The sequence below is a fragment of the Algoriphagus sp. genome, from assembly GCF_030694375.1.
GTDB lineage: Bacteria > Bacteroidota > Bacteroidia > Cytophagales > Cyclobacteriaceae > Algoriphagus.
On the sequence record NZ_JAUXYL010000041.1, the window covers coordinates 337,770 to 355,312 of the forward strand.

Sequence of the window (17,543 nt, forward strand, 5' to 3'; positions counted from 1 at the left end):
GCTCTTTCCTTATCCTATACCTCAAGGATTCTCTCTTCAAACCGAATCCCGAACTTCAGGAGCTCAGCTAAAATAGGCTCGTAAATTTCCGGAATCACCGGGACATGAAGTCCCGACTTTTTGATTTTCCCATCTAAAAATAAATCCACCCCTATCGCCAAAGGCAGACCAACGGTCTTGGCCATGGCCGTATACACTGAATCCTGTCCGAAGCTCACCAAGCTCGAACTTACCTTTTTCAAGCCATTTTTGGTTTTGATCTCAAACAAATGCTGCATCACAATCATGTCCCGATCTTCCGGAAGCAATGCCCAATCCAGCTCCAAAATGGACTGAAGAATCTGGGCAGGAGTCCCCTTGGTTTTGGGTAAATGCCGATTTTCAAAAAAACCCAGCCATTGCATCTTTTCGAAAGTTGGAAAATCGAGGTCCGGAATCACTTCCGCCAGCTTTTCCTCCACGCTCAAGGATTCATGGTAGGGTAGGAATGCATTCAAAAAGGACCTAAGCGTGGTGTTTTCATGCATTTCCATCTGAAAGGAATCATCGGTCATGCCCAACTGCACAAATACATCCCAAGCCTTGCAAAATCCGGCCCGTCGCAGTGTGCCCCGAATCATGGTCGGGATAGTTTCCAATCCATATACCTGTCGATAGCTTAGTGAATCCCTATTGGGATAGCCGTCAAAATCTCCCAATCCCGGAAAACTTACCGTTTCCAGTCGCCTGAATAGTTGATGATAGGGGACATACTTCAGATCGCCTTTTTCGATGTAGCGGGAGGTTCCATGCCCTGCCAAAATCACATTTCTGGGATTCCAGGTGAATTTGTACTTCCAAGGATTATCCTCACTTTCCGGTGCCAAAAGTCCCCCACAATACGATTTGAAGGATAGGATCTCCTCTCCTTTGGACTTAGCTTCATGGATTATTTTCATCGCGGACATGTGGTCGATCCCGGGATCTAGTCCGCATTCGTTCAGAAAAAAAAGATCTTTTGCCTCGACCTCGGCGCTCATCTCCCGCATGGCGTCCGACTCGTAAGAGGCTGAAAAAAAATGCTTCCCCAGCTCCAAGCAATCTTTCGCAACCAATGGGTGCATGAATGCTGGCAACATGGAAATCACCACATCAGCTTTGGCAATCAACGCTCTTCTTTGCGCATCATTTGCTGAGTCCAACTGCTCAGCTCGAGTTTCTTTTCGATTTTTAAGTTTTGCTTTGGCTGCTTCCAGGTCTAGGTCTGCAAGAATCAAACTTCTGCTCTTTTCCGCACAACTATCCGCCAAAAAATCAATCAGATAGGTGGAGGACTTACCTGCTCCAAGAATTAGTATTGTGCTCATTTTATCGGGTTTGCTCAACGAAATTGGGAATATTTTTCGGCTAAGAAAGGGTTATACGCAGGATTTTAGGAACAATTCCTTACTTTGATCGTTAGGTTTGGCCTAAACTTATTTTTAAAGTGAAAAAAATAATTCTGAATTCCGAAATCGAGGAACTGAGCCCCGAGGAACTTGATCATATTGAGCAAGCTCTCCTTTCCAGAGCTCAAACCATTTCAAAATTGGCTTATGCACCTTATTCCAACTTTAACGTTGGCGCGGCGCTATTACTGGAAAATGGAGAAGTACTCCAATCCTCCAATCAGGAGAATGTCAGCTATCCGGTAGGAACCTGCGCCGAGCGAATAGTCTTGGGCTATGCAGGAGCAAATTATCCAACTTCCGCACCCGTCATGCTGGCAATAGTTGCGCATCGGGCAGGAGAGGAAAAATGGGCCGGTGTATCACCCTGTGGCATGTGTCGACAGGCTATCAATGAGACAGAAAACCGGTTCAAAAAACCGATAACGATGTTGATTCTAAGTGCAAGCGGAACCGTATTACGGATCAAGGGCATTTCGGCTCTATTGCCCATAAAGTTTGACGATCTCAATAGCGCTGGATTAGAATACTAAAGCCTAATTGTAGGTATTATATTCCTTTCAGAATTAGAGTGACCTAATCTTTTAGAAAATTTTTATATTTTCAAACAACCTAAAAAAGCCTCTCAATTTCAATATCGCATTTATGGTAGGAATTGTAATTCTTTTTATTGTACTGGGTATAATGGTGAAATATGGGAAAATGTATTCTCTTATTGCCGGATACAATACCATGTCGTCCTCAGAAAAAGAGCAAATCAATATTGAAGCGATTGCAAATGTATTCCGAAATGGCATGTTTGGAATGGCATTGATTATTGCCGTTGGTATCCTACTCACTGAATTCACGGGGAATCCAAGTCTTCAAACCAATGCCTTATTTATTGCTGTATTTACAGGAGTTCCCTACTTGATTATTGTGCCTTACTTGAGAAAGTATAAAAAATGACCAAGCTTATCTGAAAATGCGGCAGTTAGATCGAAAACAAACAAAAGTTAAAATCAACGGCGTACTTTTGAATTAAAGACCATTAATCTCAGAAAAGTGAAGCATTCCATCCGATTTGAATACGAATCGCACTTCTTCCTCTCTCATGAACCGACTTTCAAAGAAAAAGAAATCTGGCTGGTCGTGCATGGATATGGGCAGCTTGCTGAGTTTTTCGTTCGAAAATTCAAATCATTTTATTCTCCCGAACGACTCTTCATTGCACCGGAGGGTACAAATTACAATTATTTGGAAGGCTTTCAAGGTCGGGTTGGGGCCAATTGGATGACCAAACACGAGCGGGAAACTGCCATCGCCAATAATCACAGACTATTGGACAAACTGATCGGATCCTTTATGGAGCACTACGAAGAAAAACCAAAGGTCCACGTATTGGGATTTTCACAAGGTGCTGCTACGGCTACACGATGGGCAAGTAATTGGACTGGAAAAATTGATACGCTCGTGCTGTGGTCAGGGGGTTTTGCGCTTGATTTGAATATTGAGTCGGCAAATGAGGCCTTCGCAGAGACAGAAATGTTTCTGGTTTTGGGAGAAAAGGATGATCTGATCACCTCCGAAAGCATACAAAAGCAAGAAGAACTGATCCAAAATCTTGGAAAGCAGGTGGAAAGGCTGACTTTTGACGGTGGTCATGAGCTGGATACAGAAGTTTTGGATAAAATCATAAATGCGAATAAATAAGGCTAATTTTTGGCCTCGAGATTGCTAACATTCAAACAAATTGTTGAAATTCAACCTTAAGTATTTTTAAAAAAATATCAAACCCCATCCATGCTTTCGCTTAATGAAAAAGAGGTAGACAATATTGCTGCCCAATTACTTAAAGGAATGATCTGCTTCTACCAAATCGACAAGAAGAAGATTCACCAAATGCCTGATGATGAAGATTACTTCAACTACGACTTGACTGAGGCCGAAGAGGATGTCTTGGACGAAATCGATGAAAATCCCGACAATTTCGCTGAGTTTACAAAAATGGAACCGGCCCAGGAGCATCAGATGATGCAGGATTTTATTGACCGAAAAGTAAAAGAACGCAACCTAGCCGAGGATTTAGTCAACGCATTAAGCAAGCCAAAAGCATCCACCGGATTTAAGTTTCTGATCGACGGATCCAAATACAAAGCTGAATGGCAGGAGTACAGAAAAGGAAAGTACGCCGATTGGGTCAAAGAGCAAGTTGATTCATTCAACTATACCGAAGATTAAATATTCAAGCCGCTGAAAATCTTAGCGGCTTTTCTTTTTTGGACACACCATCATGTCAAAAATCAGCATTAGGAATACGCTTTTACCCGGAGATTTGGGTCAAGTAGCGGCACTACACGGACGAATATACTTTGAGGAGCATGGCTTTGGGCTAGGATTTGAAGCCTATGTGATGGAAAGCTTGGTTGAATTTTACAGACAATATGATCCCGCCAAAGACAAAGTTTGGGTAGTGGAAGATCAGGGGCAACTGGTCGGGTTTCTCTTGCTGATGCACCAACCAGAAAACAAGGCTCAGTTACGCTATTTCATTTTGGAAAAAAATTACCGCGGAATGGGACTCGGACGCAAACTGATCAGGGAATGGATGGATTTTTACCAAGAAAGAGGATTCTCTGGCGCCTATCTTTACACCACTTCGGGATTGGATTCTGCTGTTCATCTCTACGAAAGCTTTGGCTTTCGTAAAGTCTCCGAAAAACACTCCGAAGACTTTGGCGTACCATTGAAAGAAATTCTTTACCGCCTTCCCTAACACTATTTCCAAGAAAATGAAAAAAATCTTCCTCATGATACTTTTGGTGCTTTCTGCGCAGTATTCCTTTTCACAAAACTGGGACTGGGGAGGACCTGTAGATCCGCTACAGCAAAAATTTGAAGTACGGCACTACCGGCTGGAATTGGAGCTTCTTCCTGAAACACAATCCATTCAGGGGTCCAATACGGTGACTTTTTCTGCAAGCGAAAAACTTGACACGCTACGGCTCAATCTAATAGAAGCGTATCAGGTTTCCAGCGTGCTGATGGATGGAAAAGAAGTGCAATTCAATCATCAAAATGATATTTTGGACATTTTCCCAATCGACTGTACTTGTGATCAGGTTCAGGTATTTTACGGAGGGAAAACTCCGATTGCCGTCAATCCGCCTTGGGAAGGCGGGTTTACCTGGGAAAAGGACCAGCTGGGAAACCACTGGATGGGTTTGTCTTCTCAAGGAGAGGGTTCACAAATTTTTATGCCAGGCCTGGACCATCCATCCAGCGAACCAAGCGAAGGAGTGGATATCATTATTACTGTCCCCAAGCCTTACTTTGTGGCATCCAATGGGCGGCAAATAGAAACAGTGGTGAAAAATGAAAAAGTTACTTACCATTGGTCAACCTCCTACCCGATCAACTTGTACAACATCAACTTCACGATGGGTATTTTTCATGAGGAAAAAATGGACTTTCTGTCTGTCTCAGGAGCGCTTGTACCCATGCATGTCTGGGTACTTCAGGAAAACCGTAACAAAGCCAAATCTTTATTGGAGGTATTAAAAACCAGCACTGAAACACAAGAGAAATACTTCGGAGCCTTTCCCTTCCCCGAGGATAAAATAGCGGTGGTCGAAACGCCCTACTTGGGCATGGAACATCAAACCATCAATGCCTATGGGAACAATTTCCAGTTTGTTCAGATGGGAAAAGTGCAGTACGATTGGCTTCTGCACCATGAGCTTGGTCACGAATGGTTTGGAAACAAGGTCTCCGTGGGAGACTGGGCAGACATGTGGATTCATGAAGGACTTACTGCCTATGGAGATTGGCTATTCTACTGGGAGCATGGCGGTCCCGAGGCCTATTTTACAAAGGTCAAATCCGAGTCCAAAAATATCCCGCACGCCAGACCTGTAGTAGGTCCAATCAATTCGACCGAAGAGCAGGCCTATCATCCGGAGATCTACACCAAAGGGGCAATGGTCATTCATTCACTTCGGGGAATTTTGGGAGACGAAATCTTTTTCCCTATGCTCAAAGCATTCGCATCTGATGAGCGATTCACCTATCAGAATCAGGTAAACACGAACGATTTCATCGAATTTGTGCAAGCTTATTCCGGAAAAAATCTTCAGGGATTCTTCGATTTATACCTTTATTCTACGGAATTGCCACGGTTGAAAGTAAGTAAAAAAGGCAAGTCGAGATATAGCATTTCGCTTCAGGGAATAGCTTTTGAAATGCCCCTGGAAGTGCTGACTTCCGAGGGCATTCAGCGAATCAATGCAGGTCCCAAAGAAGTGGATGTATTAAGCACCACACCTCCCGTAGTCGATCCATCTGGCTGGATGATGATGAAGCGATAAAATCCTTTTGGGTAAAGTGATACACCTAAGTCTGAACACGGCCAACAACCGCCTGGTGCTTCCTAAAATAATGAGGGCTTTCCGGAAATCGGAATCTTAAAACTAAAGATCTGCTGGTCGATTCGATTTTCCTGAAAGTAAACCGGGGGGCCATTTTGATTTCCAAAGTTGTAGAGATCAACAGCTTCTCTGGTAAGATTTCGCACGTCTCCACTTAAAATCCCTGAAACAATCCCAACACCTAAAGTCCCGAGCGTTATCGGCCAAAACAAATTACTAAATGTGGAGGACTGGCTCTGAGGAGAAATTACCAAGAAAGTAGAGCCGGCAAATAATCCCACGTTTAAAACCGAGAGGGCCACATTGATTTTTTGTCTCCGAAGTGACTTTTCGTAGAGGGCCAATGCCTCAGGATCTTCGGACAGAAGTAGCATTACATCTTGTTTTCTCAATGGTTTTGAACCTTCAAAAACTTCAACCTTTTGGGTCAGAATATTCCGCTTTGTTTCTACTCTAAGAAATGGACTATCCTGTGCAAAAACATTCGATTGAAACAATATCCCTAAAAACACCCCCAAGAATAACTTTCTCATACAGTAAAATTAATTTTTCCTCCGAAAGCATACGGATTAATGGCAGCAAAGATTTCTGATTTAAGACTAAAAAGAAAAGGGAAAAGCAGTGTAACCGCATTTTCCCTTTCAATGGCTACTTAAGTCAGTAACCTTAATTTTTAAATAAAAAGTAAAAATCCAAATCCTAAAATCCGGTCCTCACTTTATTAGCCTATCTTTTTGCCGTTATTCTTCAAAATCGCGACAAGGATTAGGATAAATACCGCAGCTCCAGCTGCTACTAGCAGCCATGTTTGTTCGTACCAAACTGGCTCCGGACTTAAATCTATTTTAATGTCAAGCCCTTTGTCCTGAGCAAATGCTCCTTGAATAAGCCCAAGTCCCATTATAAGACTCATGGCTAGGAAGTTGGTGATTTTAGATGCCTTCATATGGTTATAAGTTTCTTTTTAGTTGAATCTAAGATTGCGCGTAATGGCTAGACCAACACTTTGAACATCAATGGTAGTCTCGGGTCTGAAGATGTGATTGTAGTAAGCAAAAACATTCCAATCGTAGTTGTGATAACCTACCATCGGACGGATGTATGCTCCACCTGTGTTCACAGAAGTAACTCCAGAAAGGAACGTGTATCCAATGTCAGTTCCGACAAAAATGCCTTCTGGCTGAGGATAGAATCTCAATAAAAGACCAAGTGGAATGGCTCCAAAACCATCATTCATCCCCTGGTAAGCAGGAGCTTCTGATTTCTCAAAGTATTTGGAATAGCCCGTTGCGATTCCTACTCCAAAATTATTTGTTCTCAAAAACTGAGCGGCTACGTCCAATCCCAATACAAAAGAAGAATAATTGCCAACTGCACTAGAGGGAGCGCCAATCAATGCACCTACTTTTAACCAAGAATTAGTTCGGTCGATTTCTTCCAAGCTACGTTCTGTCTGAGCAAAAGCACTCACACTTAGAATAAGTGCCAAAGCGGTGATGTAAAATTTTTTCATGATTTTGTTATTTCAGATACCTTAACCAAAGCCAATGCCTTGATTTTTTTAGAGTCCTCAGGAAATGCTTTTACAGCCTATAAATTTGATTTTTTGGCCTTTAGGTTATGATTCCATGAAAATCTCCTGGTTTGAGAAATCGAGTGGTCGTTAAACAAATCGGGTATAAGTTCCCCAAAAAGGGAAACAATGAAGGGGTTTATGGTTTTGAAAATTAGAAAAACAGCTTTCCACCTCCTGCCAAAAGAAAGACACCATAGAGAAAAAGCTAAGGTATTGGAGATACAAAGCAGTAATCGACTATCAGCTTCTCAATACTTACCTTGAGCTTTTGCTGAGCAAGAAGTAGCTAAGCTATTACAAAACTCACTTTCGAAACGCTCTTGGGGAATTTCCGACAATCCCTTTAAAAGCCCTGTTGAAGTAGGACAAATTCTCAAAACCTACGGTATAGGCAATCTCTGAAATTCCCAAGTCTGTTTCTTTCAATAGTTTCTGGGCTTCATTTATCCGCAGCTGAAGCACGTACCGCGTAAAGGTGGTACGCGTACGAAGCTTAAAAAAGCGGCAGAAAGCTTCTTTACTCAGATGAGCTTCTGCGGCTACTTCATCCAATTTGATCTGTCGAAACCGATTTTCCAGGAGAAATTGTATGACCTGATCCATGCGCTTACCGTCTCGCTCCGAAAGCCCTCGCAAAACTAAGGGGCGATTCAATGACACCAAATCTTGTCCTGACTCTTCCAGAATTGACAATAATTGGATGGCAAGCTGAAACTGGATCAATTTTGAGCTTTTGGAAAAAGCTTTGAAAAGCTCCAAGATGGAATTTTTGCTGTCTCCAAAAACCTGAAAACATAATCCTGAAAAATTTTTAAACCTCCGAAGTGTCTGTAGTTCCTCCAATTCCCCCAAGGCTTTTCCCAAAGCATCAAAATCAAAAAAAATTGTGTTTCCAGCTGATTTAAACCCTTCCTCTCCTCCAAAATATTCCAAATCACTTCTAAAAACATGTGGTGCATTTTCTCCCAAAAAAAACACATCTCCAGCCTGAAATCGGCCCACATAATCTCCACTGAGAAATTGACCTTTCCCCTCCAATATTACTGTCAATTGCAACTGAGGATGTTGATGGAGTTTGTCATAAAAATGTCTTCCTCTGTCCTCTTGATACCGGACAAATTCCCGTTTGGATTTTGGAATCTGGAAAGAAATAACTTTAGTCACGATCGCTAACTAGTATTATTTTGAATAGAAATAAAATCAAATTTCTAAATAAATATCAATATAGTATCACAAAGTACTAATTCTGTGAAAGAAATGAGGTTTTGAACATTCTAATTTTGAAATAAAGTACAACGCTCAAAGATTCTTGATTTATGCTGCTCTTCGTGTTTTGCTAAACCTAAATCCAAGGATCACCCCTGAAAATATTTAACCCTCCCTCTTCTTGGGGGATAACTCAACATACTATGAATTGGAAAGGTGTATTTCCCGCAGTGACGACCAAATTTCACGCAGACGGAAGTCTGGACATGGATCTATTTTTCAAAAACCTCGACTTTCAGCTGGAAAGTGGAGTCCATGGGATAATCCTCGGCGGGACATTGGGCGAAAGCTCTGTTTTGTCCCAAGAAGAAAAAATCACACTAACTCGAGAAACAGTCAATTACATCAATGGTAAAGTTCCTGTGATCTTGAATATCGCAGAAGGTGCAACTCAGGATGCGCTCTTTTGGGCCAAAAAAGCTGAAGAACTCGGAGCTTCAGGCTTGATGATCCTACCTCCTATGCGCTATGGCGCCGATGCAAGAGAAGTAGTGACCTATTTTAAAACCGTCGCTAATTCCACCAAACTCCCGATGATGATCTACAACAATCCGGTGGATTATAAGACTTTGGTGACATTAGACATGTTTGCAGAATTAGCCGACTGTCCAACTATTCAAGCTGTAAAAGAATCGACTCGTGATATCTCCAATGTGACCCGCATGATCAATCGATTTGGAGATCGCTTCCAGATTCTCTGTGGAGTGGACACCTTGGCTATGGAAGAACTGCTGATGGGTGCAGTGGGTTGGGTTGCAGGTTTGGTTTGTGCTTTCCCAAAGGAAACAGTGACCATTTACAACCTGATTCAAGGGGGTGAATATGAAAAAGCCCGTGAAATCTACCGCTGGTTTTTACCCCTTTTGGAATTGGACATTCATCCCAAGCTTGTTCAATACATCAAGCTTGCCGAGCAACACTGTGGAATCGGTTCTGAGCATGTCCGTGCGCCTAGATTGACACTGATCGGTGAGGAAAGAGAAAGAATTGAGGGAATTATTACCGAAGGCTTGGCAAAAAGACCGAAATTGTAAAAAAGCGGGAAGCTTGAAGACCGGAGATCGAAGCATCTTCTGTCTTCGATCTCCGGTCTTATTTCAAACTTTCAATTTTAAAATTTTCCCATTCGATGACCTACGACTCAATTTTCAGCGCAGCCCAAGAAGCATTCCTTTTCTATAAAAATGTCTCGGGTAAAGAAAAGGCTGCGTTTTTAGAAACTTTGGCAGAAATACTGGAAGCCCATCGGGCAGAAATTGTTCCTTTGGCGGTCAGAGAATCCAACCTTCCCGAAGGTAGAATCAATGGAGAATTGGGACGGACAACAGGACAAATTCGCCTTTTTGCCAACTTGGTAAAGGAAGGATCCTGGGTGGAAGCTACTATTGATCCTGCCGATCCAAACAGATCCCCATTGCCCAAAGCAGACATCCGCCGTTTTCTGACTCCGCTTGGACCTGTGGTTGTTTTTGGTGCAAGCAATTTTCCCTTGGCATTTTCCACAGCTGGAGGGGATACCATTTCTGCCCTCGCTTCCGGATGTCCGGTTATCTACAAAGCCCATCCTGCCCATCCCGAAACTTCCCAAAAAGTCGCTGATTGCATTCACGAAGCCATAGTAAAGTCAGGTTTGCCTTCTGCCTTGTTTACACATATCGAAGGAGGGATTGCAGAGGGACAAGCCTTGGTGAAGCATCACCTTGCAAAAGCCGTAGCATTTACAGGCTCCCACGTGGGTGGTAAGGCACTTTTTGATCTTGCCAATCAGCGGGAAGAACCGATTCCTGTCTATGCTGAAATGGGCTCAGTGAATCCGATTTTCACCTTTCCCAAAAAACTCGAAAATGAAATAGTGCCATTGGCAAAGGCTTTCATCGGGTCACTGACACTAGGGGTGGGTCAGTTTTGCACCAACCCGGGATTAATCTTTGTACCAAAGGAGCATGCCATAGCCTTTGAAAATGCAATCGCAGACGAACTGAATGATATTGCCTCGGCACCGATGCTACACCCTGGGATTGCTCAGGCTTATTACGATTCGATCCAATATTTACAATCCCGGGAAGAACTCCGTTGGGTCAAAGTGGCCGATCCGAAGCATCTGATCAATGGAAGTACAGCTTTGGCAGAAATCAAGGCAAAAGACTGGTTAAGTGATGCTGTCTTTCAAAAAGAGGTGTTTGGCGCATTTGCCATGATGGTGGTGTACAAAAGCGAAGATGAACTCTTGGAGATTGCTAAAAAGCTTCACGGGCAACTGACAATTACCGTTTGGGCAGAGGCCGAAGAACTTCAAAATCAGCTTTTTCTCCTCAATTTATTGGAGGAAAAATGCGGCAGATTACTATTCAAAGGCGTCCCAACCGGCGTTGAAGTAGGATATGCCATGCAACACGGCGGACCCTATCCCTCCACAACCGCCCCAAACAGCACCTCAGTCGGTGCACATGCCATCAAGCGTTTTGTCCGCCCGATTGCTTTTCAGGATATGCCGCAGGATTTATTGCCTGACGCGCTACGAGATGGGAACCCGCTAGGGATCTGGAGGATGGTCAATGGTGCTTATATCAAATGATTTACGAAGTACGAGCGCAAGGGTAGTTATTTGCCTTAAGCAAAGTCTCTATCCTCCCTATGCATAATTTTCAGAGTGACAGCAATTTTCCAATCTTTCAATTTTAGAATTTTACAATTCTAACATGCCAACAAGACACACCTTCTCCTGCATAGACGCCCACACCTGCGGTAATCCCGTTCGGGTAGTTTCCGGTGGAGTTCCTTTTCTGCAAGGAAACAATATGCTGGAAAAGCGAGCGTATTTTCTCGAACATCTCGACTGGATTCGAACCGGGTTGATGTTTGAGCCTCGAGGCCACGACATGATGTCCGGCTCCATGCTTTTCCCTCCGCATGATCCTAAAAACGATTTTGCGGTCCTTTTTATCGAAACCTCAGGTTGCTTGCCCATGTGTGGTCATGGCACGATTGGGACGATCACGATTGCCATTGAGGAAGGATTAATTCATCCCAAAACTCCGGGCTTTCTGAGAATGGAAGCTCCTGCGGGTTTGGTTTTGGTCGAATACAAGCAGGAAGGTAAAAAAGTCAAATCGGTCAAGCTGACCAATGTGAAAAGTTTCCTGGCCGCAGAAGCGTTAGAGATCGAAACCGAAGAGCTTGGAAAGCTAATTGTCGACGTTGCTTATGGAGGCAACTTCTACTGCATCGTTGATCCACAGGAAAACTTCGCAGGAATCGAACATTTCAGAGCGGAGCAATTGATCACCATGGCACGAAATCTACGGCAAAAAATGAATGAGAAGTACGATTTTGTCCATCCCGAACATGATCGGATTCGAGGGCTTTCTCATGTGCTTTGGACTGGGAAAACATTGGATCCAAGCAGTACAGCCCGAAATGCTGTGTTCTACGGAGACAAAGCCATTGATCGCTCGCCCTGCGGCACGGGCACTTCGGCACGGATGGCCCAATGGTTTGCCAAAGGATGGCTGAAGCCGGGAGATGAATTCGTTCATGAAAGCTTTATCGGATCGAAATTTATCGGACGGATCGAGGAAGTGACTGAAATTGCCGGAAAACCTGCCATCATCCCGAGCATCGAAGGCTGGGCAAAAGTCTACGGATACAACACTATCATTCTGGACGACGACGACCCGTATGTCCATGGATTTCAAGTAATCTAACTGTACGAAGTACAAAGTACCAAGTACAAAGACTCTCCACGAGAACCCTTACTTGGTACTTCGTACATGGTACTTGATACAATATTTATGAAGCCAACCCTCATCATCGGCGGCGGGATCGTCGGATTATTTTCGGCCTATTTCCTTCAAAAAGAAGGAATCGAAGTCACTATTATCGATAAGACCGACCTTTTGGATAATTGCTCTACCGGCAATGCCGGGATGATTGTGCCGAGTCATATCATTCCGCTTGCAGCTCCGGGAATGATCACCAAAGGAATTTCCTGGATGTTTTCTTCCAAAAGTCCTTTTTACATCCATCCCCGTCTTGATCTCAAACTCGCGAAGTGGTGCTACCTCTTTTTCAAAGCTGCCAACGAAACGCAAGTCAAAAAGGCAATTCCATTTTTGAAAAATCTAAGCCTATTGAGCAAAGCGCTATATCAGGAGTTCCGACAAGAACATCCAAAGTCAGCCATTGCCTTGGTGGAAAAAGGTTTGATGATGGCCTATCAGACCGAATCAATGGAAAAAGAAGAGGTGGAGTTTGCACTTTTGGCACGGAAATATGGACTGGAAGCAGAAATCTTAAGCCCTGAGGATATCCGGAACGTGGAACCAAACCTGGAGCTTAAGGCTCGGGGGGCCGTACTTTTTCCGGGTGATGCGCATCTGGATCCAGGGGCTTTGTATAGCTTTTTGAAAAGCTATTTGGAGGAAAAGGGTGTGAAATTCCTGACCAAAACACAAGTCCTGGGATTTGAAAAGTCCGGATCAAAAGTCGACGCGGTATTAACTGATCAGGGGAAAATTGAAGTCGCTAAAATTCTGTTCTGCGGTGGATCCTGGTCAGGGGAATTAGCCAAAATGCTCGATTTTTCTCTTCCGATGATGGGTGGAAAAGGGTATTCGTTTATTCAGGAAAACACACCTGAGATCAAACAAGCCACTATTCTCACCGAACAAAAAGTAGCGGTGAGTCCCTATGGCGAAACCATCAGATTTGGCGGTACGATGGAAATTGCCGGTACCAACCAGTCGATCAATATGAATCGGGTAAGGGGGATTTTTGAATCCATCAACCGCTACTACCCGGAGTTTCAGGCCAAATTCCCCGAGGAAAATCAGATTTGGAAAGGCTTACGACCATGCTCTCCCGACGGTTTGCCATACATCGGTTTCGCTCCCGGATATTCCAATGTATTGGTTGGGAGTGGGCATTCGATGATGGGGATCTCTCTCGCGCCTGCCACAGGAAAAATCTTGGCTGAGTTACACCAGCAGAAGGGGACTTCGATGGAAATTCAGGGATTTGAAGTAGGGAGGTATTCTTGAAAAATGAAAAAGTCTTGAGTTAAGCTTCTTCAATCTAAACCCAAGACATTAATCATTAATTGTATCGAAATTTGAAAACTGAGTTTAGTCTAGTTTCAAAACCAATTATTCTTCCACGATAGAATATCGAAAAGGCTTCTACCTCAATTTAATTTTCTCAAATATTTGAAAAACTCCGAGTCTGTAGAAAGCACGATGCTGGTGTTTTCATCCATAGATTTTTCGAAGCTTTCCATCGTTCTAAGAAATTTGTACAGGTCGATCGAAGTTCTGTTTTTGTTGTAGGCTGAGGCATAGATATCAGTGGCTTCAGCATCCGCCAGTCCTTTTATCTCTTCGGCTTTTCTAAATGCCTCCGATTGAATTTTTGCCAAATCTCGCTCTTTGTTGCCTTCAATCACTCTGGCTTGACCTTGACCTTCGGATTTGAACTGATCCGCAATCCTATTCCGTTCAGAAATCATTCGATCATACACCCGATCTCTTACTTCGTCTACGTAATTCATCCGTTTGAATCTAAAGTCCAAAATCCTAACTCCAAGATCTGTTGTGCGCTGATTGGCTTTTTCCAATACTATTTTTTCAATCATATCTCGACCAACGGTAATATCCTGCAGGATTTCGAGCTCCTCCATAAAGTCCTCTGTAATTTCAGGATCTCGATTGGTGGAGCGGACGATCTCCAAAAGGTCATGACTCGCAATGGCATTTCGTGTTTCACCGTCTAGAATATCATCAAGCCTCGATTGGGCAGAACGCTCGTCTCGCAATCGGATAAAAAACTGGAGCGGATTGGTGATTTCCCATCTTGCATAGGTGTCCACAAAGATAAATTTCTTGTCCTTGGTAGGCACCTGATTTTTATCCCCATCCCATTCTAGGTATCGCTTATCAAAAAACTGAACCTTATGCAAAAAGGGTGTCTTGAAATTGATCCCCGGCGAAGTTCTCGGCTCGCCTACAGGCTTTCCAAACTGGGTGACAATGGCTTGTTCGGTTTCATCCAGAATAAAATAACTGTTGAATATCAAAAGGGTCAAAATGACTCCAATTACTACTAAACCTGTTTTTCGCTTTCTCATTGGATTGGAGTTTTTACTTTATCGATATTCAAAAGTGGTAAGACATTGTTTCCTTTTTCATCTACGATGATTTTGTTTCCTATTTTGGGCAGGATCTTTTCCATTGTTTCCAAATAAATCCTTTGTTTGGTCACCTCAGGAGCCTTGACATAGGCCTCATATAAGGCATTGAAGCGTTCTGCTTCTCCTTTTGCCCGATTGACTCTGTTCAGGGCATAAGCCTCTGCCAGTTGAACCGTCTCCTCTGCCTCTCCCCGTGCCCTTGGGATGACCCGGTTGTATTCCGCCTCGGCTTGATTGATCAGAGTTTCTCGTTCCTGTTGGGCTTGGTTTACAGCGTTGAAAGATGGCTTCACCGACTCCGGTGGATTAACATCCTGGAGGACTACTTGGTCGATGCGGATTCCATTTTCATATTCATCACACATCTCCTGAAGTCGAACTTCTACACTGGATGCCACCTCTTGTCTTCCAATGGTCAGCACCTCATTGACTGTGCGATCTCCCACTACCTTTCGCATGACAGATTCAGACATGTCTTTTAGTGTCTTTTCCGCATTTCTGACTTTAAATAAGAAATTGTATGAGTTGGTAATTCGGTACTGAACCACCCACTCTACATCAGTGAGGTTTAGATCACCCGTGAGCATCATACTTTCGTCTCCAAAGCCCGAATTGGTATACTCTGACTTTTGACCTGCTTGGGTAGTTCTAAATCCAAACTCCAGCTTCAGTTGTCGCTGAACCGGGATTTTATGCATCATTTCGATGCCAAAAGGAACAATAAAATTCAGACCGGGCTGGACAGTTCGATTATATTCACCCAACTGGGTTACAACTCCCTCTTCTTCGGGACCTACCGTCCGGACACTTGAGAAAACCGCCACGAGAACCAGTAGTCCAATGATGATTTTTCCCAAATATTTCTTGATCCAATCCGGATTAATATTGATTTGATAATTTTTCTCTTCCATATGGTATTCTTTTAGTTTTCAGTGGGTTTTAACTGGTAAAATATGACAATAGCCCAAGAGCAAGTTTAAAAGGCTTAAAGAAGAAGGTTTCTGGTGTTAGTCACAAGAAAAAATAAAAAAATCCCACCCCTCCTAGCGAATAGAATCATGACAAAAGCTTGTAAAGGGCAAAATCAGTAAACCCTGATTTAGTTGAAATTAGCGTCTGATGATTAATTTGAAATTTAGCTAGGGATCCAAAATCAGCATCAAATTCCGTGGGAAAAGCCGATTTTGGTGATATTCTCCAACTTGTTTTTGTAGGAGTGCATTATCAAGTCCTATACGCAAACCATTTCACTAACATTTAACCTAAAAAAATTAACCCTCTCAAAATTTCAAATCCTGAGAGGGTTATACTCAATTTTTAAATAAAATTAAAACCCCACAAATGCCGGGGGTTCTACGCCATTGGCTCTAAGATACGCAATCGCTGAGCCGCGATGATGCGTGCTGTGATCGATCAAAAGCGCCTCGACTTGTCTTCTACTTACGGTATTCCCAAATACCTCGATTTTTTCAGCCGCATCGGCCTCATTCAAGGCCTTCACACTTGCTGCACCATAATCATAAGCCTGAGCAACAAAAGCTGCCAAAGTCGCACGGTCTGCCGTAGCCACATCCAAGCTAGGAGTAGCTGCTCCCCCTTTTAAGAACCCTTGAGAAATGCCAACTATGGCAGCGCCAATATGGTGAATCTGCTCTTTGAAGGACATTGCTCCCGGATCAGTTTTGTAATCCATGCCTGAATCCGGCATTTTTGCCAACACATCAAGGGTAAATTTCTTGCTGTTTTCCCATTTTCCCAGAAACTCCTCTTTGGTAGTCTGAGCTTGTGCTGTAACTCCGAAAAGCATCAAAGTCGCTGAAAAAAAAGCGACGAAAGTTGATCTAACAGTCTTATTCATAGGTAAATAAATTTGGTGGAATGTTAAAGTTCCGCTATTCTCCAGTCAATTCAAATGGAAAGTCTAATTTTGATCCATGAAGAATTTGTTGATTTTGTTATTGCTCCTTGCTGGAATGACTTCCTGCGAAAAAGCCTGGCTCCCCAAGCCTCCGGGCTACAACAAAATAGACTTGCCAAAACATGCCTACACGAGATTAATTGGAGAGTATCCTTATCAATTGGATTTTTCCACATCAAGCCAAGTTGAGCCTGATTCTTTTAATCTTAAAGAAAAGGCATGGATTAATCTTAATTACCAAGACTTTAGAGCCAAAGTACATCTGACTTACAAAAAAATTGATGGAACGAACACTAATTTTGAAAAGCTTTCAAATGATGCTTTTAAGCTCACTGCAAAGCATCAAATCAAAGCCTATGGGATCGAAGAAGGTGTGCTGATCACTCCAAACGGATACACAGCTGTCGTTGCTGAACTGTCAGGAGAGGTTCCTACTCAATTTCAGTTTTTTGTGACAGATTCTACCAACCATTTCCTCAGGGGAGCAGTGTATTTTAATACAGCGATGAAAAATGATTCGTTGGCACCTGTTATTGAATACATCAAAATCGACATGACACATTTGATGAATTCAGTAAAATTTGTGGATCAAGTTGCCACAAAGACCCAAAGACGCTAAGGGACTCTTATGTTAAATAAAAAGAGGCTGTCTCAAATGGACTGAAGGTGTCAGCCTGACCCCTCGACTCCAGTCACCCTGAGTCTTAAATATTCTGCGAACATACAAAATGGAAATGACTGTGGTTCAATGTTAAAGCAAGGATAT

19 protein-coding genes are annotated in these 17,543 nt (G+C 43.0%); 11 read left to right on the forward strand and 8 right to left on the reverse strand.

Features of this window, described 5'->3' with window-relative positions; translation table 11 throughout:
• Positions 1 to 14: 14 nt before the first annotated feature.
• Positions 15 to 1,346: a saccharopine dehydrogenase family protein gene (locus Q8M62_RS17365; RefSeq protein WP_304899400.1), complete on the reverse strand. Its 1,332-nt coding sequence runs from the start codon at positions 1,344 to 1,346 to the stop codon at positions 15 to 17.
• 119 nt (positions 1,347 to 1,465) lie between these two features.
• Here Q8M62_RS17365 and Q8M62_RS17370 point away from each other — a divergent pair, with 119 nt between their 5' ends.
• The 6 genes from Q8M62_RS17370 (at position 1,466) to Q8M62_RS17395 (ending at position 5,773) form a co-directional block, all read left to right on the forward strand.
• A complete protein-coding gene (locus Q8M62_RS17370; RefSeq protein WP_304899401.1) occupies positions 1,466 to 1,960 on the forward strand; it encodes a cytidine deaminase in 495 nt (164 codons plus the stop codon).
• 112 nt (positions 1,961 to 2,072) lie between these two features.
• The gene (locus tag Q8M62_RS17375; RefSeq protein ID WP_304899402.1) at positions 2,073 to 2,375 is read left to right on the forward strand and encodes a DUF3784 domain-containing protein; all 303 of its coding nucleotides are present in this window, start codon (positions 2,073 to 2,075) and stop codon (positions 2,373 to 2,375) included.
• Between the two features lie 96 nt (positions 2,376 to 2,471).
• Complete coding sequence (locus tag Q8M62_RS17380) at positions 2,472 to 3,119, forward strand: alpha/beta hydrolase (RefSeq protein ID WP_304899403.1); 648 nt, start codon at positions 2,472 to 2,474, stop codon at positions 3,117 to 3,119.
• A 90-nt stretch (positions 3,120 to 3,209) separates the two neighbouring features.
• Positions 3,210 to 3,647 carry a UPF0158 family protein gene (locus tag Q8M62_RS17385; protein WP_092729043.1) on the forward strand — a complete coding sequence of 146 codons (438 nt, stop codon included), beginning with the start codon at positions 3,210 to 3,212 and terminating at the stop codon, positions 3,645 to 3,647.
• Between the two features lie 52 nt (positions 3,648 to 3,699).
• Positions 3,700 to 4,182 carry a GNAT family N-acetyltransferase gene (locus Q8M62_RS17390; protein WP_304899404.1) on the forward strand — a complete coding sequence of 161 codons (483 nt, stop codon included), beginning with the start codon at positions 3,700 to 3,702 and terminating at the stop codon, positions 4,180 to 4,182.
• Between the two features lie 16 nt (positions 4,183 to 4,198).
• Positions 4,199 to 5,773, forward strand: a complete 1,575-nt coding sequence (locus tag Q8M62_RS17395) for a M1 family metallopeptidase (RefSeq protein WP_304899405.1) — start codon at positions 4,199 to 4,201, stop codon at positions 5,771 to 5,773.
• A 62-nt stretch (positions 5,774 to 5,835) separates the two neighbouring features.
• Here the strand turns inward: Q8M62_RS17395 and Q8M62_RS17400 are convergent, their stop codons facing one another.
• The 4 genes from Q8M62_RS17400 to Q8M62_RS17415 form a co-directional block, all read right to left on the reverse strand.
• A complete protein-coding gene (locus tag Q8M62_RS17400; protein WP_304899406.1) occupies positions 5,836 to 6,366 on the reverse strand; it encodes a hypothetical protein in 531 nt (176 codons plus the stop codon).
• A gap of 188 nt (positions 6,367 to 6,554) precedes the next feature.
• On the reverse strand, positions 6,555 to 6,779 hold the full coding sequence (locus tag Q8M62_RS17405) for a hypothetical protein (protein ID WP_304899407.1): 225 nt from the start codon (positions 6,777 to 6,779) through the stop codon (positions 6,555 to 6,557).
• A gap of 18 nt (positions 6,780 to 6,797) precedes the next feature.
• Complete coding sequence (locus Q8M62_RS17410) at positions 6,798 to 7,346, reverse strand: hypothetical protein (protein WP_304899408.1); 549 nt, start codon at positions 7,344 to 7,346, stop codon at positions 6,798 to 6,800.
• 366 nt (positions 7,347 to 7,712) lie between these two features.
• The gene (locus tag Q8M62_RS17415; protein ID WP_304899409.1) at positions 7,713 to 8,573 is read right to left on the reverse strand and encodes an AraC family transcriptional regulator; all 861 of its coding nucleotides are present in this window, start codon (positions 8,571 to 8,573) and stop codon (positions 7,713 to 7,715) included.
• A 245-nt stretch (positions 8,574 to 8,818) separates the two neighbouring features.
• Between Q8M62_RS17415 and Q8M62_RS17420 the strand changes: the two genes are divergently transcribed.
• The 4 genes from Q8M62_RS17420 to Q8M62_RS17435 all read left to right on the forward strand — a co-directional run bounded on the left by Q8M62_RS17420 (position 8,819) and on the right by Q8M62_RS17435 (position 13,714).
• Positions 8,819 to 9,709 carry a dihydrodipicolinate synthase family protein gene (locus Q8M62_RS17420; protein WP_304899410.1) on the forward strand — a complete coding sequence of 297 codons (891 nt, stop codon included), beginning with the start codon at positions 8,819 to 8,821 and terminating at the stop codon, positions 9,707 to 9,709.
• Between the two features lie 95 nt (positions 9,710 to 9,804).
• Complete coding sequence (locus Q8M62_RS17425; protein ID WP_304899411.1) at positions 9,805 to 11,250, forward strand: aldehyde dehydrogenase (NADP(+)); 1,446 nt, start codon at positions 9,805 to 9,807, stop codon at positions 11,248 to 11,250.
• A 124-nt stretch (positions 11,251 to 11,374) separates the two neighbouring features.
• Positions 11,375 to 12,379, forward strand: a complete 1,005-nt coding sequence (locus Q8M62_RS17430; RefSeq protein ID WP_304899412.1) for a 4-hydroxyproline epimerase — start codon at positions 11,375 to 11,377, stop codon at positions 12,377 to 12,379.
• Between the two features lie 87 nt (positions 12,380 to 12,466).
• On the forward strand, positions 12,467 to 13,714 hold the full coding sequence (locus tag Q8M62_RS17435; RefSeq protein WP_304899413.1) for an FAD-binding oxidoreductase: 1,248 nt from the start codon (positions 12,467 to 12,469) through the stop codon (positions 13,712 to 13,714).
• A gap of 143 nt (positions 13,715 to 13,857) precedes the next feature.
• Here the strand turns inward: Q8M62_RS17435 and hflC are convergent, their stop codons facing one another.
• From hflC to Q8M62_RS17450, 3 genes are all read right to left on the reverse strand, one after another.
• The gene (gene hflC, locus Q8M62_RS17440) at positions 13,858 to 14,796 is read right to left on the reverse strand and encodes a protease modulator HflC (protein ID WP_304899414.1); all 939 of its coding nucleotides are present in this window, start codon (positions 14,794 to 14,796) and stop codon (positions 13,858 to 13,860) included.
• The gene (hflK, locus tag Q8M62_RS17445) at positions 14,793 to 15,770 is read right to left on the reverse strand and encodes an FtsH protease activity modulator HflK (RefSeq protein WP_304899415.1); all 978 of its coding nucleotides are present in this window, start codon (positions 15,768 to 15,770) and stop codon (positions 14,793 to 14,795) included. The genes hflC and hflK overlap by 4 nt, the downstream gene beginning before the upstream one ends.
• Before the next feature lie 416 nt (positions 15,771 to 16,186).
• A complete protein-coding gene (locus Q8M62_RS17450; RefSeq protein ID WP_304899416.1) occupies positions 16,187 to 16,717 on the reverse strand; it encodes a DinB family protein in 531 nt (176 codons plus the stop codon).
• A gap of 76 nt (positions 16,718 to 16,793) precedes the next feature.
• On the opposite strand from Q8M62_RS17450, the gene gldD reads away from it, so the two are divergent.
• A complete protein-coding gene (gene gldD, locus Q8M62_RS17455) occupies positions 16,794 to 17,396 on the forward strand; it encodes a gliding motility lipoprotein GldD (RefSeq protein WP_304899417.1) in 603 nt (200 codons plus the stop codon).
• Positions 17,397 to 17,543 lie beyond the last annotated feature (147 nt).